Genomic DNA, 24,538 nt, shown 5'->3' with positions numbered 1-24,538 from the left:
ATGCTGTCTCGTGATCACCGTGGAGAAGACGTCCCGTTGACCGGCGAACACCATGGCAAGGTCTTCGCCGACCTCCTGACCCGCGCGCTCAGCGAGCCGGAACTGCTCGCCAGCATGGCCGACCCCTACGCGCCCTCCGCCGAAGACCTGCGCGACGCGGCGATGGCCGAGCGAGCGCTCATCATGAGCCAGGTGCGCGGCGCCGAGGAGGAATACCAGCGGGCCGACACCGAGGCACGTGCTCAAGAAAGGAAACGGCGGCGGCGGAAGGTCCTGGCACTGGTGTCCGGGGGCGCGGCGGCCCTGGTCATCCTGGCGGCGGCTGTCGCGTCCGGCTGGGACAGCGCACTGCAGGACGCGCAGGCCGAACGCCGGGCCGTCTCTGCCGGCGAGATCGTCGCCAACAGCGTGGGCGTTCTCCTGGCGTTCGCCCTCATAGGAGCGATCGCGGGAGTCCTCACCTGGTGGCTGTTCCGCCTGCTCTCACCTGACGTGCGGGCGAAGAGTCCCCGGGCTCAGGACAGTCAGGGGGCTTGGAGCGTATTCGTGGCCGCCGGGGTGACCGTGCTGTTCGTGGCCTTCGGCCTCAGTATCGGCGCCAAGAACGTCGTCTGGCAGCTCGATCACCAGCGATCGCCTGGGCCGGAGGAGGGCTATGGCTGGGAATGGCCGGTCTTCGGCGGTGCGGCCGGCGTACTCACGCTGGCGTTCTTGGTGCTCTTGAACTGGTCCGCCGACACCCCTGCCAAGGGTGCGGATGGCGCCGACCGGTCGCAGGTCGGCCGCTTGATGGGCGACTGGCGCAATGCTCTGTACGAGAGTCTGCTGGGCTTCCTGCGCGCCAGGATCAGCGAGCAGATGAGCGAGCAGGCTACGCGCAGATACGCCACCACGCTCAGCCTCGGTCCCGCCCCCGGCCTGCGCCGCGTCCGCGGCCTGGACTGGCACGTGCCCACCCCCGCGGAAGGCCGGCTTTCGATGATCAGCAGCGGTATGGACGGCGGGAGCATCGCGCTCGCCGGGCCGCGCGGAGTGGGCAAGACCGAGTTGCTCAGGTCCTTCTGCACGGGCGGCGACGGCGCCGCGCACGCCAAGCTGGCCGTCGAGCTGACCGCGCCGGTCAGCTACGATCGCCGCGAGTTCATGCTCCACCTGTTCGCCAAGCTGTGCGAGCGCGTGGTGGCCGCCGGCCTGGCGTCCGCCGCCGAGGCCACCAGGCATCTCCAGCACATCCGCTTCCTGCGCACCACCTCGGGAGAGGTGAACGCGAGCGGGGGCTGGGGCGGCTGGAGCCTGTCGGTCAAACGAGGGACGAGCCAGGCCCGCCAGCCGCTGTCCTATCCGGAGATCGTGCAGACGCTCACTGACTTCCTGGCCGAGGTGGCGCAGGAACTCGCCGCGGCCCGCCCCAGCCGGCGCCTGGTGGTCGCCATCGACGAACTCGACCGGATCATGCCGGTGAGCAGCGCCCGTGACTTCCTCAACGAACTCAAGGTCGTCTTCGACGTGCCGCACTGCCTGTTCGTGCTGTCCGTCTCCGACGAGGCGCTGAAGGAGGCGGACCTGGCCGCCATCGGCCGCCGGGACGCCTTCGACAGCGCCATCGACGAGGTCATCCGGGTCGACCCGCTCGACTACCGGACCGCGGTGAAACTGCTGGACACCAGGGTCATCGGCTTGCCGGAGCCGTTCGCGGCGCTGTTCTACTGCCTGTCCGGCGGAATGCCACGCGAACTGCTCCGCACCGCCAGGGCGGCGGTCGCGCTCGTCACCCCCAACGGATCACGTCCACTGGCCGAGATCACCACCGCGCTCGTCGAGCGCGAGCTGGCCCGGATCGCCAACAGCGCAGGGAATGAGGCGGCGGCGCCGGAAGAACTGCTCCAGTTCTTCCGCGCGGACCTGGCCGCCGAGCAGGGCGGATTGCGCGAGCTCGGCGATCGGATAGCCGAGCACGCCGCCCTGCTGCCCGACGGCGCCAGGCTCGGTATGACGCTCGCGAACCGCGCCTACTACCTGGACACCGTGTCGGCGATCTTCTCGGCGACGCTTTCCAAGGATCTCGTCGTCAGGGCGTCGCAATCCGGCCACCCTGGGGCCTTTCCTGCCCTGGCGCGGGCGCAGCACGAGATCGGCACCGCCGACACGCTCGCCAGATCGACCCTCCAGAAGATCAGGCAGGCATGGGAGCTCCCTGCCCTGCCGCCCGTCACCCCGCCCCGCTGACCCGGGCCGAGGGCGGGGCCGGTTGTCGCGGTGCCGGCCCGGTCAAGGGGACTGCGGCCGCACTCGTACGGTGGGGCGGGTCAGGGAGCGCTGCTCTGGCGGGGGCGCAGTTCGGCGGAGAGGACGACCGTGGCGGGCTTGGCGGCCGGGGTGGCGATACGGTCCACCAGGAGCCGGGCGGCCATGCGGCCGAGCTCGTACGTCGGCTGCGCGACCGTCGTGAGCGAGGGCCGGATGAGGTCCGCCCACGGGAGCTCGTCGAACCCCACCACCCCCATCTCCCGCGGCACGTCCACGCCCCGATCGGCCAGGCAGCGCAGCGCCCCCACCGTCATGAGGTTGTTGGCCGCGAAGACCGCGTCGGGACGCTCGGAGAAGGCGAGCAGCGAGGACATGGCGTCATAGCCGCCCTGCTCGCGGAAGTTCGTCCGGACGACGAGCGGCTCGGTGGACAGGGCCCCCGCATAACCGCGCAGGCGCAGGTCGGCGGTGCTCACGCCCTCGGGCCCCGTGATGCACGCGATCCGCCGGTAGCCCGCCGCGAGCAGATGATCCGTGGCCTTGCGCGCGCCCGCTTCGTTGTCCACCACGACCGTGTCCACCTCGCCGCGCGGCAGCTCGCGGTCGATGGCGACGACCGGGACAGGCGATTCGAGCAGGCTCCTGGCCGCCTTGACGCTCCCCGACGAGGCGATGATCACCCCGGCCATCTGCTCGCTCAGCGCCGCCGCGACGTACGTCTCCTCCTTGGCCGGGTCCTCGTCGCTGTTGCACAGCACGACCGAGTAGCCGGCCTGCTGGGCGACGTCCTCGATGCCGCGGACGGTGGCGGTGAAGAACGGGTTGCCGATGTCGGAGATGATCACAGCCCAGAGTGTCGTACGGCTGCGCCGCAGGTTGCGAGCCACCGCGTTGGGCCGGTAGCCGAGCTCGCGGACAGCGGTCAGCACCCGGGCGACCATGGTGGGATCCACGGTCCGGGCGCCGTTGAGCACCCGTGAGACGGTGGCGGCGGACACACCGGCCTCACGAGCGACATCGTAGATGGTGGGCATCGCACCACGTTTCTACCATCAGGGGATGCGTGTGCTCCCGTCCTTCTGACATCAGGCTTACAGCCGAAGCCCACCGCCGGGAAATCCAGCCGTCGTGCCGGGGCCGGAAACGGGGGCGTGCTTCCCACTGCAATGGGGGAGGCAGGGTGAACCAGTAGAACCCGTGCCCGGGAAGCGTGAACAGGTACCGCTGGTTACGGATCGGCGGAAAAGGGACACCGATCTCGTCGCCGTAGTAGAGCACCGGGGAGCCGGGCAGCGACAGGAGCAGTGCGATGAACAGCTCGATCTGATCGCGGTCGTTCTCCAGCAGGGGCGCCAGGCGGCGGCGGATGCCGACGTTGGCCCGCATGCGCGGATCATTGGCGTATTCGGTGTACATATAGTCGCGTTCCTCGTCCGTGACTGCTGGATCGGCAAATCGCGTTCGAGCTGCAGCGGCGCCGTCCCATCATGCGCCTGAGGGCTGAAGTAAGTCACGGCCATGGGCCGGGATTCGCCGCCGGTAATCAGGGCGGCCCAGTCGGCCAGCCATCTGGGGGAGCACTCCAGTACAGGAATGGGCACGGCCCCTGTGGGATGCAGGCCAGCGCAGGGAGTGAACCGCCATGCGGTGTTCGCGGCGCAAGGTCGGGTAGCGGTGACGTCCGCTGGCACGGTCGGCGCCGCCGTGCGCCGCCACAGCCGTTCGGCCAGTGGCTGGATGATCGCGAGCGGCCCGTTGCCCGCCCAAAGGCGGAGCGTGGCCGACACCTGGCCCTGCCACCAGTGGGGCCCGGAGCAGTCGCTGAGCAGCAGAAGGACCTGCCGACCTGAGGGATCGATCAGCGTGGCCGGATCGAGAGAAGGCCCGTCGGGATCGCCGCGCTGAAGGCACTACCGGAACGCAAGCCGGGAATGCGAATGGTACCCACCGGCCGGACGATAGCCCAGGAATGGCCCCTAAGAAATCTACTTTGTAAAGGCGGATACTCGATTCAGACCAAGACCCGGGGACATGCTGACCTCCGCTCCGGCGCTGCGCGCCAAGGCGGTCCCGGTACCCGAGATCGCGGCCAAGTTGACCATCACCTCGGGCAAGAACGCGGGCAAGCGCCCCTCGGTGGCGTCGCTGTACCGCGCCCTGGCCGACGCCGACCGATGAGGCGAGCGAGAGGCCGCCGCGGCGTCCGCATGACCGGCGCGCACGCAGGCGCCGGCGGGCCTGACCTTAAGAACGGGGATGGGACTGGAGGGCGTCGGCGCTGGTCTCATGTGTGAGCTCGGCTGATCGCCGAGGGCTGACGACGCGGACGAGCCTGGACCCGCCCTCCCGGTCCAGGACGTCAGGGGGTGAGCTGCCGGTGCCCAATGACGGAGAGCAGTTCGAGCTTGCTGTGGCTCTCCGTGCCGGGCCGAGTGGTCAGCACCACCAGAGTCTGAGCGCGGTTCTCGGTGAACAGGACCTGGCCGTCGACATCGATGCGGCCGAGTTCGGGGTGGAGGATGGTCTTGCAGTCGTCGTAGCGTCGGGCGACCTCCTGAAGTTCCCACATGCGGACGAACTCGGGGCTGTGTTCCTGGAGTTCGGCGAGAATCCGGGCGGCTCGGGGGGTGTCGCTGCCGGCTGTCAGCGCGGCCCGCAGGCGCGCTGCCTGGGCACGGCCGTGGCGTTCGTGGGTCTCCTCGGGATACACCAGACGCTCGGCCGGGTCCATGAACCAGCGGTAGTAGCCGCTGCGGGCCAGACCGGTGTGGCGGGTCTGGTCGCCGAGCAGCGCGACGGCCAACGGGTTCATCGCGAGGGTGTCGACCAGGTCGGTCTGCACCAGGGCCGGGGAGTCGTCCAGGCGGTCCAGGACCCGCATCAGCTACCCGCCATCGGGGCCGCGGGCGGGGTCCAGTTCCAGGTGGCGGCTCATGTCGAGTTCGAAGCGGCCGTACAGGTTCAGGTGGGACCAGAACAGCGCCGACAGGCCGCGCCGGTCGGCCGGGGTGAGCCTCTTCTGCCAGGCGGGATCGTGGAGGACGATCTGGACCATCACGGTGTTGAGGTAGGCGATGGTGGCCGCGATGAGGTGCAGGGCCAGGGCGGAGACCTCGGCGTGCTCGCGGTCGTCGCCGGTCAGGTCACCGGCCTTGCCGTAGAAGATCTCCTTGCTGGCGGCGTTCCAGGACTCCACCACGTTCAGGCCCTCTTCGATCTCGCATTGCAGGTCGCGTTCGCGCAGGTAGCGGGCGACGAACGCGGTGCGCTGGGCCCGGCCGATCTCCAGCATCGCGGTGTAGGCCGGGTGGGTGAACCGCGACAGGATCGCCTCGGTGGAGGCGGTGCGGGTGCGGATCGCGGTGGCGTACTTGATGACCTGGTCGTAGTCGTGGGCGATCACGAGGGCGACGACATCCTGGCCGGGTGGGAGCTGCGCTTCGTCGGCGGCTGAGCACCCACCCGGGTCACGAATCCGGGCAGGGTACCCACCGTTACGAGCCCACCCGCCTATTGGCCAGCTGGAGCGTGGGCGGCCAGGCGCGCCCCTGTTCGCCGTCCCTCGATCATGGCACCCTGAGCTCAGGCCTTGTACGGGATGGGCGGGTGAGGGGTGACCAAAGGTAAGCGACTACTCCCCACAGCCATCGTTTTGACCGTTGCGTCGGCCGTGCTGGCTTCGCTCATCCTCGGAAACGGCGCAGCCATCTTGGGTGTGTGGCTGGATGGCCGCGCCACCAGTGACCTGCTCATGTTCGGCAACCGGATGGCGCTCTGGGGCCGCTTCGGCAAGGTCCTCCAGTTCGTCGCCGGTCTCTCCGCGATCCTCGACCTGCTCGACCCGGTCAAGTTACAGGAGAGCGGGGAACGCGCGCGCGAGCGGTACCTGGAGGCGAGCGGCAAAAGCGGTACGGCCAGGCGCAAGCAGCAGATCGTGAAGCTGAGGGTGGCGATCTACCGGACGTTCCTGGTTGTGGTCCCCGACCCTCACAGGGTGCGCGAGTACAAGCAGGTCAAAGTAGGGGCACCGCCAGCGGACATTCCGGGCGACGGGCTGTTCGAGCGGCAGGTGTACGTGGACTTCTGGCACGACGTCTCGGCCGGAATGCCGCGTGACGAGGGAGAGCGGGTCGACTATGTCTGGCGCAGCGCTGACGAGTTCCTCGCGCGGCACCTGCCCGCCGCGGATGTGGAGCTGCTCGAACAGGTCATCGCCCAGGACGACCGAGGCTGGCGAGGATTCGGCCGTGGCTCACTGGTCATGATGGTGATTCTCGGGTTGATGTTCTGGCGGGCACGGCTGGCGCCGCAGGGATCCGTGGAGGTGTTCGTCGTGATCTTCGTGGGCGTGTGGGCGGCCACCGGGGCATTGTTCCTTACGATGGCGCTGACGAAGCGGGGGCCGACGCTGTGGTGGTGGTGCCGTGCACGGGGGACGGCGCTGCTGGCCAAGCTCCTGGACGCAGCACGCGATCAGCATGTCTTCCGGCAACTTGCTTTGGGCCTGTTCGTCCTGGGGTTCTACTTCGACCTGCTGTCCTCATGAGTTCCCGCGTGCTATCCGCGCTCCATCCTTGAACAACTTCTCCCCGGCCCGGAGACCGGGCTGGAGATCTCGCCACCCCGCCCGCGCAGATCGGTTCGTTCGGCGAAGACGAAAGCTCGAATATCCACGAGCGTGGAGTCCACGCAGCATCGCAGTTCTGTGTACCTAGGGCTCAGGAGCAGGCGCTGTGGCCGGGTCGTGATCACGTTCAGGTCCCGCTGTGGCGGCCAGCCGGTCGTCGATGTAGTCCAGCAGTTCGTCGTTGGTGCCCTCGTACAGGGGGTGGTGGTTGCGGATCACCTGCGGGACGATCGCGCGCTCCAGCGGCACCATGGCCGCCGGCCACCGCGCCCGAACGCGATCGGCACGGAGACTTGCATGAGAACGAGTTCTGAGAAGAAATCAGCCTCTCTGGCGATCAGAACCAGCCCTGCGAAGCCGCCTGGTGATCTTCTCTGGCAATCGAGCGTTTGTGAGATTGCGGGTGCCTTTGCGCCGGCTGGCCTCCTTGGTCTACGGCCGTTATGGCGACCTCGTAGTGCCCGTGGGGGCATGCTCCCAGCGTTCGGTGAGGAGGGCGGGAGAGGGCGCGGTCCCGGGCAGTTGGGGGTGGCCGGGGCGTAGGCCGTCGAGAGCGATGGCGATCGCACGCTTTCGGGCGTTGTGGGCTGCGTCGATCAGATCGGTACGGTCCTGCCGGTCGAGTTGTTCGATCAGGGGGGACTTGCCGAGTTGTTCGATCAGTAGCGAGATGTCCATGGCCGTGGCGTCCGGTCTGAGTACTCCGGCGGCGTGCGCGCGGGCCACCAGATCACGCATCAGCTCGTCGGACCTGGTGAACTTGGCGGCCATCTCGTCGGTGACGGCGATCGTGCCGGCCAGCGGCCCGAGGGAGCCGCCGCTGAACTCGATGCAGGCGCTGATGTAGTGAGCGAGCCCTTCCCAAGGGTCGTCATGCTGCAGGCCGTGCTCGGCGGCCTGAATCCACTGGTCGAGGGAGAGCGCGCACAGGTGCTGGAAGAGCTCGTCCTTGGAACGGTAGCGGCGGTAGAGGCTGGCGATGCCGACTCCGGCGCGTGCGGCGATCGTCGCCACCGATGCATGGGCTCCGTCCACGGCCAGGACCTTCTTGGCGGCCTCCAGGAGGGCGTGGTCGTTGCGTTCGGCTTCTGCGTGCCGGGGAGCTTTGCGGGCCATGCGCTCACTGTAGTCGGCTTGCGAAGCGATTCACTCCGTTATAGCTTTCGCAAACGAAGCGAATTTATCCGTTTAGAGGAAGTGTCATGCGAGCTGTGGTGATGGAGGAGTTCGGAGGGCCGGAGGCCCTGCGGATCCGGCAGGTCGAAGATCCCGTGCCAGGGCCGGGGCAGGTGCTCGTCGCGGTGGCGTATGCGAGCATCACGTTCGTCGAGACGCAGGTGCGCTCGGGCAACGGGCCGTTCGGCAGGCCCGCGCTACCCCGCATACCCGGCAATGGCGTGGGCGGTCGCATCGTCGCCGTCGGAGCGGACGTGGACCCAGCCCTGGTGGGGACGGTCGTGGTCACCACCACAGGCGGCGAGGGCGGCTACGCCGAGCTGGCGCTGGCTCGGGCACAGGACATGGTTTCGGTTCCCGTGGGTCTGGAGCTCAAGGACGCGGTCGCGCTGCTGGCCGATGGGCGTACGGCGCTGCTGCTGTACAGACAGGCGGAGATCAAGCCGTCGGAGCGGGTTCTGGTGGAGGCTGCGGGAGGGGGTGTCGGCAGCCTGCTGGTGCAACTCGCCGCCGCGGCGGATGCCCACGTGATCGGCGCCGCCCGAGGCGTCGGCAAGGCAGAGCTGGTCACCTCGCTGGGCGCGACCGCCTATGTCGACTACTCCCGGCCTGACTGGCTGGATCAGTTGGCGGAGGCGACCGGCGGCGCCGGACTCGATCTCGTCTTCGACGGGGTCGGCGGCCGGATCGGCACCGAGGCGATCGGGGCCCTACGTGAAGGCGGACGCGTGAGCATCTACGGCATGGCCAGCGGCGCCGACACCGAACTCGACGAAGGCGAACTCCGGGCACGCTCCATCGGCGTCATCGGGCTCACCGCCGCGCCGAGCCCCGCACAGACCCGCGCGCTCATCGTCGACGCGCTGAATCTGGCGGCCGACGGGAGGTTGCGGCCGGTCATCGGCCAGACGTTCCCGCTCGAGGCGGCAGCCGCCGCGCATCGAGCGATCGAGTCGCGGACCACCACCGGCAAGACCCTGCTCATCCCCGCCGGCGATGCGCGCGGCTGAGATCAGAACCCACATGTCCCCCAAGCCCTCTGCCAGAGCCGGAGCCCGGGAGTGGATCGCCTTGGCGGTCCTGGGCGTCCCCGCCGTGTTGGTCATGATGAACATGTCGGTGCTCTATCTGGCGCTGCCAAGCCTGAGTACCAGCCTGGAGCCCGACGGCCCTCAGCTACTGTGGATCACCGACATCTACGGTTTCATGGTCGCCGGATCGCTGGTCACGATGGGTACCCTCGGTGACCGTCTCGGGCACCGCCGCATCCTGCTGGCCGGCGCCGTCGCCTTCACCGGCGCATCCGTCATCGCCGCCTACGCCCCCGGCGCCGGCCCGCTCATCGCGGCACGGGCCGTCCAGGGAGTGGCCGCCGCCGCGCTGGCGCCGTCCTCACTGGCCCTGATCCGCGCCCTGTTCGCCAACGGCCAGCAGCGCACCCTGGCCATCACGATCTGGATGATGGCGTTCATGGGCGGCGGTGCGCTCGGCCCGCTGGTCGGCGGTGTGCTGCTGCAGTACTACTGGTGGGGCGCGGTGTTCCTGCTCGCCCTTCCGGCCATGGCCCTGCTGCTGGTCACTGGCCCCTTCCTGGTCCCCGAATCTCGCGCTCCGGCTTCCGGGCGGCTGGATGCGATCAGTGTGCTCCTGTCGCTGCTGACTCCTCTGACGATCGTGTACGGCATCAAGGATCTCGCCGTCCGCGGCCTTGCCCTGCCGTCCGCCGGCGTTCTGGCCGCGGGCCTGGTGATCGGCGTCGTCTTCGTACGCCGCCAGCGGCGGCTGTCCAACCCGCTCCTGGACCTGGGATTGTTCCGGATCCCCGCCTTCGCCGTAGCTGTCACAGGCATGGTGCTGGTGGGGATCGTGCTGTTCGGGACCAGCCTGCTCACTTCGCAATACCTGCAACTGGTGCTTGGCTTCTCTCCGTTGGAGGCCGGCCTGTGGCAGCTGCCCAGCGCGGTCACCGGTACCGTCGTGGCCCTGGTGGTCTCCAGCCTCACCGGCCGAATCCGCCCAGTCGTCCTCATGAGTGCCGGAGCCGCGTTCGCCGTCATCGGTCCCATCCTGCTCACACAGGTGGACAACGACCCTGTCGTCCTAGTGTCCGGCTCCGTTCTTCTCTTCGCCGGGCTGACCCCGTTCATGGCACTGGGCACCAACCTGGTCGTCGGCGCGGCACCGCCCGAACGCGCCGGGGCCGCCTCAGCGATCTCCGAGACCGGCGCCGAACTCGGCGGTGCGCTCGGCATCGCCGTGCTCGGCAGCATCGCCACCGGCGTCTACGGCAACTACATGATCGGCCACACGCCCGACGGCGTCCCTGCCAAGGTCGCCGAAGCCGCCCGCGAGACGCTGCCCGCCGCACTCCAGGCAGCCCAGCAACTCCCCGAAAGCCTCGGCATCCCCTTGGCCCAGACCGCCCGGGACGCGTTCGCCCACAGCCTCCACGTGCACGCGCTCATCACGATCCCCCTGCTCATCGCGCTCGCCCTGCTGACCCTGACCCTGCGGCGCGCAACCCCGCCGCAACCACCGAGCCAGCCCGAACAGGCCACGACGCCCACCCCGGCGCTCGACTGAAAGGACCGAACGATCATGCAAGTCGAGGTCTACTTAGACGTCCTGTGCCCCTGGTGCTACATCGGCAAGAGACGACTGGCCGCCGCCTTGAAGGGCCGAGACGATGTGCACGTCGTCTGGCGCAGTTTCGAACTCGATCCGGACGGAAGCCCCATCCCCGGCCTGACGGCGGCGCAGGTGATCGCCACCTACCAGAACGACACAGCCCGAGCGAGCGCCCGGGTGGCCCACATCCAAGCGCTCGGCGCAGCCGAGGGACTCGAACTCAACCTGCACCAGGCCCGGCCCGTCAACTCCTTCGATGCTCACCGCCTGATCCACCTGGCCGCCACCAGCGGCCTGGCCGACGCCGTTGTGGAACGTCTCCTTCACGGTTACCACACCAAAGGCCGCAACATCGCCGATCCGAACGTTCTCCAAGCGCTCGGCGTCGAGGCCGGACTTGATCTCGCCCGGGTAGGTGAACTCTTGAGCGGCGACGCGTTCACCGGTGAAGTCCGAGCCGATGAACGCCGCGCCACCCAGAGGGGAATCCGAGGCGTGCCTGCACTCGTCATTGACGGAGCCCCGCCAGTGTCGGCCGTTCAGGAGCCTGCCGCTCTGGCAAGCCTCCTAGATCGCGCGACACGCTCGACTACGTTGCCCAGGCGGTGAAGGTTCCCGCTTCGGATCTGGCCTTCTACGAGTGGGATGGGCGTACCAGCAAGGACCACCGCGCTGACATCCGGAAGTTCACCGGGTTCCGCGAGGGCGGGGTGGACGATGCGGAGATCACGTCTCCTGATGCCATGCAGGGGTGACGCGGTCTTCGAGGGTGTCGCCAAGGACTCGGCGAAGGACGGCGACCTGGACTGTGGCACCGGCGCCGGTGACCGGATCGTCATCGACAAGACCCTCGACCCCGAGCCGGTCGGCTGTGAGACCGTCGAGAGGTTCTGACGCCTTCGTCAACCGGCGACCTGGTGGGCGCGCAGGAGCGCGTCGATCTCCTCGTCGCCGGTCGGCGGGCCCAGCCGCGTGGGGGCGCCCGCCTCCAGTAGCGCCAGCACCGTGCCGGGGTAGTCGCCGTCCTCGGCCCGGTTGTCGCGCAGCCCCCACAGCGCGCAGTCCAGCGGCGTCGGCCCCTCGTCGTCGAAGGCCCGGTCATCGAGATCCGCGCCCCGCTCGATCAGCAACCGCACCGTCGCCGTCCGGCCGTGCATGGCGGCCTGATCCAGCGGCGTGAAGTTACTCCAGCCCCGCGTGTCGACCGCCGTCCCGCCGTCCAGCAGCGCCCGTACCACGTCGGTACGGCCGAGCAGCGCGAACTGGCCGAGCACCCACCCGAAGTCGCCGCTATCCGGATTGCCCCATGCGGGCGGGGCGCGGCGGGCAGGCGTACCGACTCGCCTCGGGCCACGGCCAGCACCGCGGCGTCCACCGGATCCAGCTCCGCGCGGGCGCCCCGCGCGGACAGCAGCTCGTACGCCGCCAGATGCCCGCACCGGGCGGCCAGCGCCAGCGGGCGGCGGCCGACGTCCCAGCGATCCCACGGCAGGTTCACGTCGGCGCCCGCGTCCAGCAGCATCGTCAGGATGGTCGTGCCACGGCCGCGGGCGATCGCGTGGTGCAGGGCGCGGCAGGCGTTGACGTCGGCGCCGCGATCGAGGAACCAGCGCAGCCCCGCGGCGTCCTCGAAGTCCAGCTTGTGCACCACCAGCCGCTCGAAGCCGGGCCGGTGGAGCAGGTCCAGGAACGCCGTATCGGACTGCTCACAGGCGTGGTAGAACGCGTCCTCATCCGGCACGGCGCCGCGCTCCACCAGCAGCCTGGCCAGCGCCAGGTCATCGCGCTCGACGGCGTCGAACAGAGCCGTCCGCCTGCTCTCGCCGCCCCACTCGACGGTGTGGCCGCCGGGATCGGCGCCCGCGTCCAGAAGCAGCCGCGCGCACTCGCGTACCTGCTGGGCAGGGCCGATGGCGCGGCGCAGCAACACCAGCAGCGGTGCCGGCCCGCCGCCTCCCTCCACCTCCGTGACGGGCCGCGTCGCCGCCGCTCCGTCGGCGGACAGCAGCGCCGCCAGCGCGGCGGGATCGGCCTGTACGAGGACCCGCTCGATGCCCTCGAGGGCGGCGAGGCGGACGTGCTGGACCAGCTGCGGCCAGCCGGCGAAGCCGTATTCGCGGGCGATCTCGAACTGGGCCCGGCTCAGCGTGCTGCCACGGGCTCGTTTGCGGCTCTTGGCCTGCTTGCGCAGGTGCTCCAGCGAAGGATGCTGGGGAAGATCAGGCACGGCGAACCTCCGTCTGCCCGGGTCCGCGTGCTCGGGCCGAGGTCCGTCGACCACCTGCGATCCTGCTGCCGGTGGGATGATCCCTGCCCCGCGGACCGGATGTGCCCGGCAAGCACACCCACGATCTTACTCCGCATCCCGCCGGCCATGGCAAGGACATCGCGGATGCGATGACCAAGCCGATGAACCTGTCGCTGCTGCGGCACTATTGATGGCTTCAGGGTCGAATGTACGAGGGGTATGGTGGTGCGTTGTGACGATGTTCCGGATCAGCGAGGCCGCGGCGCTGCTCGGGGTCAGCTCCGACACCGTCCGCCGCTGGGTGGACGCCGGCCGGCTGGCCGCGGAGCGGGACGAGCACGGCCGCCGGCTGGTGAACGGCGCCGATCTGGCCGCGTTCGCCCGCGCCCAGATCGAACAGGTCGACGGAGGCCGCTCTTCGGCCCGCAACCGCTTGCGCGGGATCGTCACCGAAGTGATCAAGGATGCGGTGATGGCGCAGGTGGAGATCGCCGCGGGACCGTACCGGGTGGTGTCGCTGATGAGCCGCCAGGCCGCCGACGAGCTCGGCCTGGAGCCGGGGGTGGTGGCGGACGCCGTGATCAAGTCGACCAATGTCGTCGTCGAGGTCCCCGGTCACGAGCGGATGGCCGGCGGCCAGTGAGGAGCGATCTTGATGTTCAGGCGTCTGCCCCGGTGGGCCCTCGCGATGCCGCTCGTGCTCGCGATCGCCGGGCTGTCCGGCTGCGGCTCCGGCGGGTCCGCCACCTCTGAGGGCGTCAAGGAGGTGAACGTGTTCGCCGCGGCCTCGCTGACCGGCACGTTCACCGAGCTCGGCAAGACCTTCGAGGCCGCCCACCCGGGTACGACGGTGCGGTTCAACTTCGGGTCCAGCGCGACGCTGGCGCAGCAGATCACCCAGGGGGCGCCCGCGGATGTGTTCGCGGCGGCGAGCCCGGCCACGATGAAGATCGTGACGGACGCGTCGGCGGCGAGCGCGCCGGTCACGTTCGTGCGCAACAAGCTGCAGATCGCCGTCCCGGCCGGCAACCCGGCCAAGGTGGACCGGCTGCAGGATCTGGCCGACCCCAAGGTGAAGGTCGCGCTGTGCGCGGAGCAGGTGCCGTGCGGCGCCGCCGCCGTCAAGGCGCTGGGCGCGGCAGGGGTCAAGGTCACTCCGGTCACGCTGGAGCAGGATGTGAAGGCGACGCTGACCAAGGTGGAGCTGGGGGAGGTGGACGCCGCGCTGGTCTACAAGACCGACGTGATCGCCTCGGCGGGCAAGGTGCGGGGGATCGACTTCCCCGAGGCCGGCCAGGCGATCAACGACTATCCGATCGCGGTGCTGGCCAAGGCGCCTGCCGGGGGGCCTGCCGAGGAGTTCGTGGATCTGGTGCTGTCGCGGCAGGGCAAGGACGTGTTCGCCAAGGCCGGCTTCGAGGTGCCATGACCTCCTCGGCGCCACACGATCGGGACCGCCCGGACAGGCCCGGCCCCGCCTTCTCGGATGGGCGCGAATCCGGCCCGCCACCAGGCGGGCACGACGCTGCCCCCTCGGACGAGCGCCGCCCCGACCCGTCGGGCGGGCACGGCCCTGGGCGGCCTGGTCGAAAGGGGCGGTCGGGCGGGCGCGCGCGATGGGGCGGGCGCGGGCGGCCGGGTGGTGCTGGGCCGGTGGCCGGGCGGTTGCCCTGGATGCTGGTGGTGCCCGCGCTGCTGGGCCTGACCTTCCTGGTGCTGCCATTGGCCGGGCTGCTGATCCGGGCCCCGTGGCCGACGCTGCTGGAGCGGCTGGCCGAGCCGCAGGTGCTGGAGGCGCTGCGGCTGTCGCTGGTGACCGCCACCATCGCCACAGCCGTCTGCCTGCTCCTCGGCGTGCCGCTGGCCTGGCTGCTGGCCCGGGTGAACCTCCCAGGACGCCGCCTGGTGCGCGCCGTCGTCACCGTACCGCTGGTGCTGCCGCCGGTGGTCGGCGGCGTCGCCCTGCTGCTGGTGCTCGGGCGGCGCGGCCTGGTCGGCCAGTGGCTGGAGTCCGCCTTCGGCATCACCCTGCCCTTCACCACCGCCGGGGTCGTCATCGCCGAGGCGTTCGTGGCGATGCCGTTCCTGGTCATCAGCGTGGAAGGCGCATTGCGGGCGGCCGACCAGCGCTACGAGGAGGCGGCGGCCACGCTCGGCGCCTCCCGCTGGACCGTCTTCCGCCGTGTCACCCTGCCGCTCGTCGCGCCGGGCGTGGTGGCCGGAGCGGTGCTGTGCTGGGCTCGGGCGCTGGGCGAGTTCGGCGCCACCATCACCTTCGCCGGGAACTTCCCCGGCAGCACCCGCACCATGCCGCTGGCCGTCTACCTCGCGCTGGAAACCGAACCGGAGGCCGCCATCGTGCTCAGCCTCGTCCTGCTCGCCGTCTCAGTGATCATCCTGGCCGGCCTCCGCGACCGGTGGGTGACCAGTCCATGACGGGCACCGCGAGTGGCCTGCGGGCCCGGCTGGTGGTCACCCGGCCCGCCTTCACCCTGGACATCGCCTTCGACGTCGCCCCCGGCGAGGTCGTCGCCCTGCTCGGCCCCAACGGCGCGGGCAAGACCACCGCCCTGCGCGCCCTGGCCGGCCTCACCGCCGTGTCCGAGGGCGGCCACATCACGCTGGACGGCCGCCCGCTGCACAGCCAGCCCGCCGAACAGCGCCCCATCGGCATGGTCTTCCAGGACTATCTGCTGTTTCCGCACCTGTCCGCCCTCGACAACGTCGCCTTCGGCCCGCGCTGCCGCGGCGCCTCCAAAGCCGAGGCGCGCCGCACCGCCGCCGCGCTCCTGGACCGCGTCGGCCTGGCCGGCCACGCCGCCGCCAAGCCCCGGAGACTGTCCGGTGGCCAGGCTCAGCGGGTCGCCCTGGCCAGGGCGCTGGCCGTGCGGCCGCGCCTGCTGTTGCTCGACGAGCCGCTCGCCGCCCTCGACGCCCACACCCGGCTGGAGATCCGCTCCCAGCTGCGCCGCCACCTGGCCGACTTCGACGGCGCCACCGTGCTGGTCACCCACGACCCGCTCGACGCGATGGTGCTGGCCGACCGGCTGATCGTGATCGAGAACGGCGCCATCGTCCAGCAGGGCCCGCCGGCCGAGGTGGCGCGCCGTCCCCGTACCGACTACGTGGCCCGCCTCGTCGGCCTCAACCTGTACCGGGGGCTCGGCGACGGGGCCCGGGTCAAGGTCGGCGAGCTGCTGTTCAGCACCATCGAGCAGCTCGAAGGGCCGGCGTTCGTGGCCTTCTCGCCCGCCGCGGTCGCGCTCTACCGCACCCGCCCCGACGGCAGCCCGCGCAACCTGTGGCAGGCCACCGTCGAGGGTGTCGAGCGGCACGGCGACAACGTACGCGTCCACCTCGGCGGCCCCATCGCCGCCTTCGTCGACATCACCCCGGCCGCCCTCGCCGACCTCGACCTGAGCCCCGGCCGGCGCATCTGGGCCGCGATCAAGGCCACGGAGACGCACGCGTACCCCGCGTGATCAGGTCACGATCGGCACTCTCGCGCCGGTGCGCGCCGATTCCAGGGCGGCCGTGACCATGGCCAGGCTCCGGATGTTGTCGTGGCATTCGCCCTGCGGCGGCCGCCCGGTGCGCAACCCGGTCACGAACTCCTCCAGCCCTTCGGCCAGCCCGGTGAAGCGCCTCCGATCCGGGAACGGGTCGCCCTCCGGCGCGTACGGCCGCAGCACGAGGCCCTTGGCCGCCTCCACCGTCGGCGGGTGACCGTCGCCGTCCCAGCGGGCCGTGCCGTGCGTCCCGGCGGCCCGCCAGCTCCCCGTCCACGACGTCGGCTGCCCCGGCGCCGACCAGCTCCCGGCGAAGGTGTAACGCAGGCCGCCGGTCATCTCGAAGATCGCGGTGGCGGAGCAGGCGCCCGGATACCAGGTCCACGCGGGCCTGAAGGACTCGCAGTAGACGGAGATCGGATCGGCCCCCGAGACCGCCCGCGCCGCGTCGAACAGGTGGATCGCCATGTCCTGCAGCAGCGGGTGCTCCAGCGTGTCGAGGAACGGCCTGCCCCGGTACGGCATGAAGAACTCCGACGTCAGCAGCCCGAGCGGCCCCAGATCGGCCACCGTGCGGCGGAAGGCCACCAGGGTCGGCATGAAGCGGCGGTTCTGGTTGACCGCGAACAGCCGCCGCGCCTCGTCGGCGGCCTTCACCATGGACCGCGCCTCGTCCAACGTGACCGCCATGGGTTTCTCGCTCAGCACCGCCACCCCGCGCCGCAGCGCCGTGACCGTCACGTCGTGGTGCGCCTGCGGGGTGGTGCAGTTGACGATGAAGTCCGGCTCCTCGCCGTCCAGCACGGCGGTCAGCGAGGAGCCGACCGCCAGGTCGTCGAGGCCGAGTTTGCCGGCGGCGGCACGGGCCAGGTCCTCGGCCACGTCCACCCAGCCCACCAGCTCGGTGCCGGGATGGGCGAGCAGCTCGGGCGCCCACTGGCCGCCGATGAACCCGGCGCCGACGACCACGGCGCGCAGCGGCCTGTCCGCCGCGACGGTGTCGAACGTCATGGGGCCTCCTACCACTGGATCGGGGTGTGGGCGTTCTGCGGGGGCTCTCCGGGGCCGTCCGCCGGGGCGGCCCACAGGACCGCGTTGGCCAGCACGCGGCGCACGCCGGGATGGTGGTAGACGGGGTACTCCTGGTCGCCGGGGCTGAAGTAGAAGATCCGGCCCAGCCCTCTGCGGTAGCAGCAGCCGCTGCGGAACACCTCGCCGCCGCTGAAGTTGCTGATGAAGACGAGCTCGTCGGGCTCGGGGATGCCGAACGGCTCGCCGTAGGTCTCCTGGCGGTCGATGACCAGGGGATGGGGTACGCCGCGCGCGATGGGGTGGCCGGGGGAGACCGTCCAGACCAGCTCCCGCTCGCCCGCGTCGCGCCAGCTCAGGGTGCAGGTGGTGCCCATCAGCGTACGGAAGATCTTGGAGTAGTGGCCCGAGTGCAGCACCAGCAGGCCCATCCCGCCGAGCACGCGCCGCCGCACCCGCTCGACGACCTTGTCGTCCACCTCCTCGTGCGCCATGTGCCCCCACCACGTCAGCACGTCGGTCTCGGCGAGGGCCTCGTCCGTCAGGCCGTGCTCGGGGTCGTCCAGTACGGCGGTGCGCACCCGTACGCGCTCGGCCAGCACCTCGGTCAGCCCGGCCGCGATGGCGCCGTGGATGCCGTCGGGGTAGCGGCGGCGCACCTCCTCCTCGCGGGGCTCGTGGTAGTTCTCGCTCCAGACAGTGACGTTGACCGCCATCCGGTTCCTTTCGGTCGTGGCTCGTCGCATCCGTTCCTGCCCAGCCGATGGCGCCGGGGAACGGCGATCAGGTCAGGGCCTCCAGGGCGCGGTCGACGTCGTCGGCGGTGGTGTAGACGTGGAAGCTGGCGCGTACCTTGCCCGCCCGCACGGCCGCGCGGATCCCGGCGGCCTGGAGCCGCTCCCCGGGGGCGTCCACCGACACGATCGCGGAGTCGCCGGGCTCGAGGCCGAGCCCTGTTCTGAAGCGGTTGGCGAGGGCGACGTTGTGATCGTGGATCCGCCGCACGCCGAGCTCGTTGAGCAGCTCGATCGCGGGGGCGGCACCGACGTAGCAGAACCAGGCGGGCGACAGGTCGAACGCGCGGGCGTCCGGCGCCAGGCGCAGCGGCGGCCCGTAATAGGAGCCGCCCTCGTCGGCCCCGCCGTACCAGTTGGCGGCCAGCGGGCGCATGCGCTCGCGCAGCCGCGGCGACAGGTAGCCGAACGCGGCCCCGCGCGGCGCCATCAGCCACTTGTACGCCGCGCACGCCAGCGCGTCGACGCCCTCGACGTCCACCGGCAGCCAGCCGCACGCCTGCGAGCCGTCGGCGATGACCAGGGCGTCATGGGCGCGGGCGGCGGCCACGATGTCGCGGAGCGGGGCGACGTAGCCGGTGGCGGACTGGACGAGGCTGAAGGCCACGGCGGCGGTCGAGCCGGTGATCGCGTCGGCCAGCCGGTCGGCGGGCACGGTCTCGACCTCGGCGGCCACCGCCCAGGGGAACAGATTGCTGGTGAACTCGATCTCCGGCACGATCACGCGGGCGCCCGGCGGCAACGCCGTGGCCACCACGGACATGATCTGGGAGACGGTGGAGCCGACGGTCACGTCGGCGGCGGGCGCGCCGATCATGCGGGCGAAGGCGGCGCGCGAGCGCCCCACGGAGGCGTCCCAGGGCTTCCAGTCGCTGGAGCCGTGCCGCCACTCGGTCAGCACGGCCTGGAGCTCCTCGTACGCGCTGCGCGGGGGCAGGCCGTAGGAGGCGGTGTTGAGCCATCCGGGGTCGGCGTCCCAGAGCTTCGCAGTGGCGATGTCCATGAGCCGAGAGTAAGGCCCGCCCCGGAACGCTGAGAGGAGAGGTCGTCTTTTGACGATCTTCCGCCTGGCGCATCGTGGCGGGCGGGGCTCAGGTCAGGGCGTGGGCGAGGGCCAGGGCGCCGAGCAGCGGGGCGTCGTCGGCGAAGCGCGCGGCGCGCACCTCCGGCGGGAAGGGCACGACCCGCCGCAGCTCCCGCGTCAGCGGCGGCAGGATGCGTGCCGCCTCGGCCATCATGCCGCCGCCCACCACCACGCGCTCCGGGTCCAGGGCCACGCACAGGTTCGCGACCGCCATGGCCAGCGTGCGCAGCGCCTCGTCCACGAGGACGGCCGCCGCCGGCAGCCCGAACAGGGCGCCCGCCGTGACGGTGCGGCCCAGCAGGGCGGAGCCGCGCGCGACCAGTGCCCCACCCGAGAAGCGCTCCTCGAGCGGGGCATGCCCGTCGGTGAAGGCGGGCTCGCCGGGCTCGGCGAGCAGGTAGCCGATCTCGCCGGCCGCGCCGTGCGCACCGGCCACGACCTGCCCGCCGACGACCAGGGCGGCGGCCAGTCCGGTGCCCAGGTTGAGGTAGACGCCGGTGGAGACGCCGCGGAGGGCTCCCCAGCGCAGTTCCGCCGCGGCCGCCGCCTTGACGTCGTTGCCGATCGCGACGGGGATCGTCCCGTACTCCTCGCGCAGCAGCCGGGGCAGCTCCAGACCGTTCCAGCCGGGCACGTTCGGCGCCAGCAGCACCCGGCCGTCACTGATCACCCCGCAGGTCGAGACACCCACCGCGGCAGGGGAACGGTCGAGCCCCCTGGCCGCGCGGAGGGCCGTGGACAGGGGGCTCTCGCCGGTTTCCAGGCGTACCCTGGCCGCGATCTCGGGGCCGTCCGTGCCGGACACGCCGACGGCGATCTTCGTGCCGCCCACGTCGATGCCGAGGACCCGCCTCACCTGGCGCTGCCCCTGCGGGCGACCGAGTCGATCGCCACGGCCAGGGCCAGCACCACCGCGGTCACCATGAATCTGATGGAGGAGTCCACGTTGAGCAGCAGCATCCCGTTGGTGATCGACTGGATCACCAGGATGCCGAGCAGCGCCGCGTACGGCCGGCCGCGGCCGCCGAACAGCGACGTCCCGCCGATCACCGCGGCGGCGATGGCCATGAGCAGGATGTCGCTGCCGCCGGAGGCCTGGTTCACCGCCGACAGCCGGCTGGCCGCGAGGATGCCGCCGAACCCGGCGAGCACGGAGGCGAGCACGAACGCCAGCACCCGGATCCTGGCCACGTTGATGCCGGCGCGGCGGGCGGCTTCGGTGTTGCCGCCCACCGCGTACATCCACCTGCCGAACACGGTGTGCCGGAGCACCAGGTCGAGCGCGATCACCAGCGCGCCGAAGATGACGAGCAGCAGCGGCACGCCCCGGTCGGCGGACAGGACCGTGACGGCCGCCGCGAACACCACCGCCGCCCCGCCGATCCGCAGCGCGGTCAGGTACGCCAGAGGCACCGGCAGGCCCGCCGCGCGCCGCGCCCGCCTGCCGATCACCGCGGCCGCCGCCCAGCCGCCGGTCAGCACCGCCACGAGCACCCAGGCCAGCCACGCCGGCAGCCAGGTGTCGCTCAGCTTCGAGACGAACCCGTCGAACGGCAGGTTGATCGTGCCGCCCTGGCCGAGCAGATAGAGCAGCAGCCCCTGCCAGCCGATCAGCCCGGCCAGCGTCACGACGAACGACGGCATGCCCAGCCGGGTGTGCATCACCCCGTGCAGCAGGCCGATGGCGCCGGCCGCGGCGAGCGCGACCGCGATGGCCGCCACGGGGTTCCAGGACTGCTTGACGTACAGGATCGTCATCACGACCGCGCACAGGCCGCTGACCGAGCCGGCCGAGAGGTCGATCTCGCCGAGGAGCAGCACCATGATGATGCCGAGCGAGATCGTGCCGGTGGCCGCCATCTGCAGGGCGAGGTTGGTGAGGTTCTCGGGGGACAGGAAGTGCTCGTTCAGCGTGCCGAAGACGGCCGCGATGACGACGAGCCCGGCGGCCACCGGCCACGCTCCGAGGTCTCCGCGCCGCAGCCGCCCCATGGCCTCCTTCGGCGTGTACGGCCGGCGCGTCAGCGTGTCAGCGTTCATATGCGCTCGCTCCAGTGATCGCGGCGACGATGGCCTCCTGGGAGGCGTCGGCCGTGCGGAACTCGCCGGCGTTGCGCCCGAGCCTGAGCACGACCACGCGGTCGCTCATGGCCCGCACGTCGGCGAGGTTGTGGGAGATGACCAGCACGGCCAGGCCCCGCTCGCGCAGCCGGGCGATCAGGTCGAGGACCTGGGCCGTCTGCTCCACGCCGAGAGCGGCGGTGGGCTCGTCCAGGATGACCAGGCGCGGTTCGCCGATCAGGGCCCGGGCGATGGCCACGGACTGGCGCTGGCCGCCGGAGAGCGTCGCGACGGGCGCCCTGATGTCGCGGATGCGCACGTCGAGCGAGGTCAGCAAGTCGCGGGCGGCGCGTTCCATGGCGAGATGGGCGAGCACCGACCAGCGGCGGCGTTCGGCGCCGAGAAACAGGTTGGCGACCACGTCGAGGTTCTCGCAGAGGGCGAGATCCTGGTAGACGGTGGAGACGCCGAGCGCCTGCGCGTCGCGGGGAGTGGCGATCCTGACGGGGCGGCCGTCCACGGTGATCGTTCCGGCGTCGGGGGCGATGACCCCGGCCAGGGCCTTGACCAGCGTGGACTTGCCGGCGCCGTTGTCGCCGACGAGGGCCACGACCTCGCCGCCGCGCAGGTCGAGGCTCACGCCGTCGAGGGCCTGGACCGCCCCGTACGTCTTGGAGATGGCGGTGACGGAGAACATCTACTCGATGCCCGCCTTCGCGCACGCGTCCTTGACCTCGGGGGTGCAGATGTCGGCGACCTTGTAGAACCCGTCCTTGACGATCGTGTCCTTGATCTTGTCCTTCGTGACGGGGATGGGGTCGAGGAGGAAGGCGGGGATGTCGGCGGTGCCGTTGTTCACCTTGGCGGGGGCGGCGGGGCCCTGGCCCTTGGTGAGCGCGACGGCGAGCTCGGCGGACTTCTCGGCCTCGGCCCTGATGTCGAGGTAGACGGTCATGTACTGATCACCGGTGAGGATCCGCTGGACCGCCGCCAGTTCGGCGTCCTGGCCGGTGATCGGCGGGATCTGCGGGTAGCCGGCGCGCTTCATCGCCGCGATCGCGCCGCCGGCCATGCCGTCGTTGGCCGACAGCACGCCTGCGATCTTGTCGCGGCCGAGCGCGGTGATCGCCTGCTCCATCTGCTGCTGGGCCTTGTCCGGGCTCCAGTCCGGCGTGTCGAACTCCTTGCCGATCTGGACCTTGCCGTCGAGGATGTTGTGCGCGCCCTTCTTGTAGTCGGCCGAGCTGGGGTCCGTCGGGGCGCCGTTGATCATCACGATCTGGCCCTTGCCCGTGCCGCCCTTGGCGGCGAGCGCGTCGAGCAGCGCCTGGCCCTGCATCTCACCGACCCGCACGTTGTTGAACGAGACGTAGTAGTCGTAGCCGATGCCGGAGATCAGCCGGTCGTAGGCGATGACCGGGATCTTCTTCTGCTTGGCCTGGTTGACCAGCGGGGCCACCGCGGCGGCGTCGACCGCGTCGAGCACCAGCACGTCGGCGCCCTGGGTGAGCGCGGCCTCGACCTGCTGCTGCTGTTTGGCGGCGTCCTGGTCGGCGTTGCCGTAGAGCACCTTGCAGGCGGGGCAGAGGGCCTTCACCTTCGCTTCGAAGAGCGGCCGGTCGAAGGCCTCGTATCTCGTGGTCTTCGACTCCGGCAAGAAGAGGGCGATCGTCGCCGCCTCCTCGGGGACGGCGGAAGCGGTGCCGCCCGCGCCGCCGGACCCGGTGCCGCAGGCGGCGGCCAGCAGGACCGCCATGGCGGGGAGGGCTTTCCATCCTCGGTGCATCGCATAGTTCCTTTCCCGCGTCCACCGTGATGGTAAGAAAGGTAGTTTACTATCAATGGCGTTGGCTACCCTTTCGGGGGATCACATCAAGGAGGAGGCCGGAGTGCGTGCTGAGCTGGGGAACCCGCGGCTGTTGCGGGTGATGAACGAGCGGCGCCTGCTCGACCGGCTCCACGACCACGGTCCGGCCTCCCGCGCCGACCTGGCCAAGGTCACCGGGCTGTCGAAGCCCACGGTGTCGGCGGCGCTGGCCGGGCTGGAGGAGGACGGGCTGGTCCACCTGGTGGGCGAGGTGTCCGGCCGGCCCGGACCGGTGACCTCGCTGTACGACATGAACGCCGGCTCGGCGCACGTCGCGGGCATCGACATCGGGCGCGACTGGAACCGCGTCGCCGTGGCCGATCTGAGGGGCGCGTTCGTCGGCCGCAAGGACGGCCGCAACGACGCCCGCAACACGGCCGACCTGGCCCGCCACGTACGCGAGCTCGCCCACGCCGCCGCCGCGGAGGCCGGCCTGCAGTGGTCCGCCATCACCTGTGCCGTCGCCGGCACTCCCGGCGTCTACGACCCGGTGGCGGGACGGCTGGACTTCGCCTACAACCTGCCGGGCGCCGACCTGGTCCAGCATCTCCGCTCCGCGCTCGAGTCCGACCTCGTCATCGAGAACGACATCAACCTCGCGGCCGTCGGCGAGCACGCCTACGGCGAGGGGAGGGGCAAGGGGCACTTCGCCCTCGTCTCCGTCGGCACCGGCGTGGGCATGGGCATCGTCATCAACGGCGAGCTGTACGTCGGCGCCCGCGGAGCCGCGGGCGAGGTGTCGTACCTGCCCACCACCGAGGACCCGGCGGCGGAGGATGACCCGGTCGCCCTGGAGCACGGGTCCACCGAGGCGGTGGCGTCCGCGCCCGGCGTGGTGCGCGCGGCCCGCGCCGCCGGGCTGGACCTGGCGAGCGCGAAGGAGGTCTTCGAGGCGGCCGGTCGGGGCGACCCCACCGCCCTGGCCGTGGTCGAGGCCGAAGGGCGGCGCATCGGCGGGCTGGTGGTCGCGGTCGCGGCGGTCCTCGACCCGGAGGTGATCGTCCTGAGCGGCGGGGTCGGGCGCAACCTCGACCTCCTCGGCGGCGCGATCGAGCGCCGCGTGGCCGGGCTGGGACCGCTCCGGCCGCAGGTGGTGGCGAGCGCGCTCGGCGACAGCGGAGTGCTGCTGGGCGCCGTCGCCCGCGCCCGGAAGCGGGCCTGGGAGCTCATCTTCGAGGCCCGGCTCGGCTGACCCCCGGCTGACCCCGTCGCCTCGCCCGGCCGTGCTCTCACGAGCCGCTCGGCAACAGCCTGGCGGCCGCGTGCTC

At 71.0% G+C, this 24,538-nt stretch carries 27 protein-coding genes and 1 pseudogene; 13 read left to right on the top strand and 15 right to left on the bottom strand.

Translation table 11 applies throughout. From position 1 onward, the window contains the following. The first annotated feature begins 36 nt into the window (after nucleotides 1–36). Complete coding sequence (locus tag ACTMTI_RS48285) at nucleotides 37–2,226, top strand: AAA family ATPase (protein ID WP_441127616.1); 2,190 nt, start codon at nucleotides 37–39, stop codon at nucleotides 2,224–2,226. 80 nt (nucleotides 2,227–2,306) lie between these two features. Here the strand turns inward: ACTMTI_RS48285 and ACTMTI_RS48280 are convergent, their stop codons facing one another. Both ACTMTI_RS48280 and ACTMTI_RS48275 read right to left on the bottom strand, forming a co-directional pair. Next, complete coding sequence (locus tag ACTMTI_RS48280; protein WP_441127615.1) at nucleotides 2,307–3,281, bottom strand: LacI family DNA-binding transcriptional regulator; 975 nt, start codon at nucleotides 3,279–3,281, stop codon at nucleotides 2,307–2,309. Between the two features lie 214 nt (nucleotides 3,282–3,495). Beyond that, nucleotides 3,496–3,687, bottom strand: a pseudogene (locus ACTMTI_RS48275) (trehalose synthase); the annotation flags it as partial. Nucleotides 3,688–4,278: 591 nt separating this feature from the next. Here ACTMTI_RS48275 and ACTMTI_RS48270 point away from each other — a divergent pair. Then, nucleotides 4,279–4,425 carry a hypothetical protein gene (locus ACTMTI_RS48270; RefSeq protein WP_441127614.1) on the top strand — a complete coding sequence of 49 codons (147 nt, stop codon included), beginning with the start codon at nucleotides 4,279–4,281 and terminating at the stop codon, nucleotides 4,423–4,425. Nucleotides 4,426–4,606: 181 nt separating this feature from the next. On the opposite strand, the gene ACTMTI_RS48265 is transcribed toward ACTMTI_RS48270, so the two are convergent. Next, on the bottom strand, nucleotides 4,607–5,128 hold the full coding sequence (locus tag ACTMTI_RS48265) for an MmyB family transcriptional regulator (RefSeq protein ID WP_441127613.1): 522 nt from the start codon (nucleotides 5,126–5,128) through the stop codon (nucleotides 4,607–4,609). Nucleotides 5,129–5,131: 3 nt separating this feature from the next. Further along, the gene (locus tag ACTMTI_RS48260; RefSeq protein ID WP_441127612.1) at nucleotides 5,132–5,650 is read right to left on the bottom strand and encodes a Tn3 family transposase; all 519 of its coding nucleotides are present in this window, start codon (nucleotides 5,648–5,650) and stop codon (nucleotides 5,132–5,134) included. A 249-nt stretch (nucleotides 5,651–5,899) separates the two neighbouring features. Between ACTMTI_RS48260 and ACTMTI_RS48255 the strand changes: the two genes are divergently transcribed. Beyond that, nucleotides 5,900–6,793 (top strand): hypothetical protein, encoded by an 894-nt coding sequence (locus tag ACTMTI_RS48255; protein WP_441127611.1) that lies wholly within the window; start codon nucleotides 5,900–5,902, stop codon nucleotides 6,791–6,793. A 165-nt stretch (nucleotides 6,794–6,958) separates the two neighbouring features. On the opposite strand, the gene ACTMTI_RS48250 is transcribed toward ACTMTI_RS48255, so the two are convergent. After that, a complete protein-coding gene (locus ACTMTI_RS48250; protein ID WP_441127610.1) occupies nucleotides 6,959–7,126 on the bottom strand; it encodes a hypothetical protein in 168 nt (55 codons plus the stop codon). A gap of 189 nt (nucleotides 7,127–7,315) precedes the next feature. Then, the gene (locus tag ACTMTI_RS48245; protein ID WP_441127609.1) at nucleotides 7,316–7,990 is read right to left on the bottom strand and encodes a TetR/AcrR family transcriptional regulator; all 675 of its coding nucleotides are present in this window, start codon (nucleotides 7,988–7,990) and stop codon (nucleotides 7,316–7,318) included. Nucleotides 7,991–8,076: 86 nt separating this feature from the next. Between ACTMTI_RS48245 and ACTMTI_RS48240 the strand changes: the two genes are divergently transcribed. Genes ACTMTI_RS48240 through ACTMTI_RS48220 form a run of 5 tightly spaced genes read left to right on the top strand, consistent with a single transcriptional unit; the run spans nucleotide 8,077 to nucleotide 11,572 of the window. Next, nucleotides 8,077–9,060, top strand: a complete 984-nt coding sequence (locus ACTMTI_RS48240) for a zinc-binding dehydrogenase (RefSeq protein ID WP_441127608.1) — start codon at nucleotides 8,077–8,079, stop codon at nucleotides 9,058–9,060. 13 nt (nucleotides 9,061–9,073) lie between these two features. Continuing rightward, nucleotides 9,074–10,633: an MFS transporter gene (locus tag ACTMTI_RS48235; RefSeq protein ID WP_441127607.1), complete on the top strand. Its 1,560-nt coding sequence runs from the start codon at nucleotides 9,074–9,076 to the stop codon at nucleotides 10,631–10,633. Between the two features lie 15 nt (nucleotides 10,634–10,648). Beyond that, nucleotides 10,649–11,287, top strand: coding sequence for a DsbA family oxidoreductase (locus ACTMTI_RS48230; RefSeq protein WP_441127606.1), 639 nt, complete (start codon nucleotides 10,649–10,651; stop codon nucleotides 11,285–11,287). Continuing rightward, the gene (locus ACTMTI_RS48225) at nucleotides 11,284–11,433 is read left to right on the top strand and encodes a hypothetical protein (RefSeq protein ID WP_441127605.1); all 150 of its coding nucleotides are present in this window, start codon (nucleotides 11,284–11,286) and stop codon (nucleotides 11,431–11,433) included. Before ACTMTI_RS48230 ends, ACTMTI_RS48225 begins: the two co-directional genes overlap by 4 nt. Continuing rightward, on the top strand, nucleotides 11,417–11,572 hold the full coding sequence (locus tag ACTMTI_RS48220; RefSeq protein ID WP_441127604.1) for a hypothetical protein: 156 nt from the start codon (nucleotides 11,417–11,419) through the stop codon (nucleotides 11,570–11,572). Before ACTMTI_RS48225 ends, ACTMTI_RS48220 begins: the two co-directional genes overlap by 17 nt. Nucleotides 11,573–11,580: 8 nt before the next feature. On the opposite strand, the gene ACTMTI_RS48215 is transcribed toward ACTMTI_RS48220, so the two are convergent. Together ACTMTI_RS48215 and ACTMTI_RS48210 are read right to left on the bottom strand one after the other, a co-directional pair. Next, nucleotides 11,581–11,916 carry an ankyrin repeat domain-containing protein gene (locus ACTMTI_RS48215; protein WP_441127603.1) on the bottom strand — a complete coding sequence of 112 codons (336 nt, stop codon included), beginning with the start codon at nucleotides 11,914–11,916 and terminating at the stop codon, nucleotides 11,581–11,583. After that, nucleotides 11,802–12,905 (bottom strand): ankyrin repeat domain-containing protein, encoded by a 1,104-nt coding sequence (locus tag ACTMTI_RS48210; protein ID WP_441127602.1) that lies wholly within the window; start codon nucleotides 12,903–12,905, stop codon nucleotides 11,802–11,804. Before ACTMTI_RS48210 ends, ACTMTI_RS48215 begins: the two co-directional genes overlap by 115 nt. 253 nt (nucleotides 12,906–13,158) lie before the next feature. Here ACTMTI_RS48210 and ACTMTI_RS48205 point away from each other — a divergent pair, with 253 nt between their 5' ends. The 4 genes from ACTMTI_RS48205 (at nucleotide 13,159) to ACTMTI_RS48190 (ending at nucleotide 16,408) form a co-directional block, all read left to right on the top strand. Next, a complete protein-coding gene (locus ACTMTI_RS48205; protein ID WP_441127601.1) occupies nucleotides 13,159–13,569 on the top strand; it encodes a TOBE domain-containing protein in 411 nt (136 codons plus the stop codon). Nucleotides 13,570–13,581: 12 nt separating this feature from the next. Beyond that, on the top strand, nucleotides 13,582–14,355 hold the full coding sequence (modA, locus tag ACTMTI_RS48200; protein WP_441127600.1) for a molybdate ABC transporter substrate-binding protein: 774 nt from the start codon (nucleotides 13,582–13,584) through the stop codon (nucleotides 14,353–14,355). Nucleotides 14,356–14,600: 245 nt separating this feature from the next. Beyond that, complete coding sequence (locus tag ACTMTI_RS48195; protein WP_441127626.1) at nucleotides 14,601–15,362, top strand: ABC transporter permease; 762 nt, start codon at nucleotides 14,601–14,603, stop codon at nucleotides 15,360–15,362. Next, entirely contained in the window at nucleotides 15,359–16,408 is a 1,050-nt protein-coding gene (locus ACTMTI_RS48190; protein ID WP_441127599.1) for an ABC transporter ATP-binding protein, read from the top strand. The genes ACTMTI_RS48195 and ACTMTI_RS48190 overlap by 4 nt, the downstream gene beginning before the upstream one ends. Here ACTMTI_RS48190 and ACTMTI_RS48185 read toward each other — a convergent pair whose 3' ends face one another. The 7 genes from ACTMTI_RS48185 to ACTMTI_RS48155 form a co-directional block, all read right to left on the bottom strand. Then, complete coding sequence (locus tag ACTMTI_RS48185; RefSeq protein WP_441127598.1) at nucleotides 16,409–17,446, bottom strand: Gfo/Idh/MocA family protein; 1,038 nt, start codon at nucleotides 17,444–17,446, stop codon at nucleotides 16,409–16,411. Nucleotides 17,447–17,454: 8 nt separating this feature from the next. After that, nucleotides 17,455–18,180, bottom strand: coding sequence for a ThuA domain-containing protein (locus ACTMTI_RS48180; protein WP_441127597.1), 726 nt, complete (start codon nucleotides 18,178–18,180; stop codon nucleotides 17,455–17,457). 67 nt (nucleotides 18,181–18,247) lie between these two features. After that, nucleotides 18,248–19,261, bottom strand: coding sequence for an aminotransferase class V-fold PLP-dependent enzyme (locus ACTMTI_RS48175; RefSeq protein ID WP_441127596.1), 1,014 nt, complete (start codon nucleotides 19,259–19,261; stop codon nucleotides 18,248–18,250). A gap of 88 nt (nucleotides 19,262–19,349) precedes the next feature. Beyond that, entirely contained in the window at nucleotides 19,350–20,198 is an 849-nt protein-coding gene (locus ACTMTI_RS48170; protein ID WP_441127595.1) for an ROK family protein, read from the bottom strand. Then, nucleotides 20,195–21,382 carry a sugar ABC transporter permease gene (locus ACTMTI_RS48165; protein ID WP_441127594.1) on the bottom strand — a complete coding sequence of 396 codons (1,188 nt, stop codon included), beginning with the start codon at nucleotides 21,380–21,382 and terminating at the stop codon, nucleotides 20,195–20,197. Before ACTMTI_RS48165 ends, ACTMTI_RS48170 begins: the two co-directional genes overlap by 4 nt. Then, nucleotides 21,372–22,100 carry an ATP-binding cassette domain-containing protein gene (locus tag ACTMTI_RS48160; protein WP_441127593.1) on the bottom strand — a complete coding sequence of 243 codons (729 nt, stop codon included), beginning with the start codon at nucleotides 22,098–22,100 and terminating at the stop codon, nucleotides 21,372–21,374. The genes ACTMTI_RS48165 and ACTMTI_RS48160 overlap by 11 nt, the downstream gene beginning before the upstream one ends. Beyond that, nucleotides 22,101–23,189, bottom strand: a complete 1,089-nt coding sequence (locus tag ACTMTI_RS48155; RefSeq protein WP_441127592.1) for a sugar ABC transporter substrate-binding protein — start codon at nucleotides 23,187–23,189, stop codon at nucleotides 22,101–22,103. Between the two features lie 103 nt (nucleotides 23,190–23,292). On the opposite strand from ACTMTI_RS48155, the gene ACTMTI_RS48150 reads away from it, so the two are divergent. Beyond that, on the top strand, nucleotides 23,293–24,462 hold the full coding sequence (locus ACTMTI_RS48150; RefSeq protein ID WP_441127591.1) for an ROK family protein: 1,170 nt from the start codon (nucleotides 23,293–23,295) through the stop codon (nucleotides 24,460–24,462). Nucleotides 24,463–24,538 lie beyond the last annotated feature (76 nt).

Source organism: Nonomuraea sp. H19, from assembly GCF_052068215.1.
Classification (GTDB): domain Bacteria; phylum Actinomycetota; class Actinomycetes; order Streptosporangiales; family Streptosporangiaceae; genus Nonomuraea.
Note: the sequence above shows the minus strand (reverse complement) of the source record. Positions and strands in the feature narration are given on the sequence as shown.

Bases quoted from the DNA above. Each gene is read 5' to 3' on its own strand.
- ACTMTI_RS48280 (WP_441127615.1), bottom strand. From the start codon at position 3,281: ATGCCCACCATCTACGATGTCGCTCGTGAGGCCGGTGTGTCCGCCGCC.
- ACTMTI_RS48270 (WP_441127614.1), top strand. From the start codon at position 4,279: ATGCTGACCTCCGCTCCGGCGCTGCGCGCCAAGGCGGTCCCGGTACCC.
- ACTMTI_RS48265 (WP_441127613.1), bottom strand. From the start codon at position 5,128: ATGCGGGTCCTGGACCGCCTGGACGACTCCCCGGCCCTGGTGCAGACC.
- ACTMTI_RS48250 (WP_441127610.1), bottom strand. From the start codon at position 7,126: ATGGTGCCGCTGGAGCGCGCGATCGTCCCGCAGGTGATCCGCAACCAC.
- ACTMTI_RS48245 (WP_441127609.1), bottom strand. From the start codon at position 7,990: ATGGCCCGCAAAGCTCCCCGGCACGCAGAAGCCGAACGCAACGACCAC.
- ACTMTI_RS48240 (WP_441127608.1), top strand. From the start codon at position 8,077: ATGCGAGCTGTGGTGATGGAGGAGTTCGGAGGGCCGGAGGCCCTGCGG.
- ACTMTI_RS48235 (WP_441127607.1), top strand. From the start codon at position 9,074: ATGTCCCCCAAGCCCTCTGCCAGAGCCGGAGCCCGGGAGTGGATCGCC.
- ACTMTI_RS48230 (WP_441127606.1), top strand. From the start codon at position 10,649: ATGCAAGTCGAGGTCTACTTAGACGTCCTGTGCCCCTGGTGCTACATC.
- ACTMTI_RS48220 (WP_441127604.1), top strand. From the start codon at position 11,417: ATGCCATGCAGGGGTGACGCGGTCTTCGAGGGTGTCGCCAAGGACTCG.
- modA (WP_441127600.1), top strand. From the start codon at position 13,582: ATGTTCAGGCGTCTGCCCCGGTGGGCCCTCGCGATGCCGCTCGTGCTC.
- ACTMTI_RS48195 (WP_441127626.1), top strand. From the start codon at position 14,601: ATGCTGGTGGTGCCCGCGCTGCTGGGCCTGACCTTCCTGGTGCTGCCA.
- ACTMTI_RS48190 (WP_441127599.1), top strand. From the start codon at position 15,359: ATGACGGGCACCGCGAGTGGCCTGCGGGCCCGGCTGGTGGTCACCCGG.
- ACTMTI_RS48185 (WP_441127598.1), bottom strand. From the start codon at position 17,446: ATGACGTTCGACACCGTCGCGGCGGACAGGCCGCTGCGCGCCGTGGTC.
- ACTMTI_RS48180 (WP_441127597.1), bottom strand. From the start codon at position 18,180: ATGGCGGTCAACGTCACTGTCTGGAGCGAGAACTACCACGAGCCCCGC.
- ACTMTI_RS48175 (WP_441127596.1), bottom strand. From the start codon at position 19,261: ATGGACATCGCCACTGCGAAGCTCTGGGACGCCGACCCCGGATGGCTC.
- ACTMTI_RS48165 (WP_441127594.1), bottom strand. From the start codon at position 21,382: ATGAACGCTGACACGCTGACGCGCCGGCCGTACACGCCGAAGGAGGCC.
- ACTMTI_RS48160 (WP_441127593.1), bottom strand. From the start codon at position 22,100: ATGTTCTCCGTCACCGCCATCTCCAAGACGTACGGGGCGGTCCAGGCC.
- ACTMTI_RS48155 (WP_441127592.1), bottom strand. From the start codon at position 23,189: ATGCACCGAGGATGGAAAGCCCTCCCCGCCATGGCGGTCCTGCTGGCC.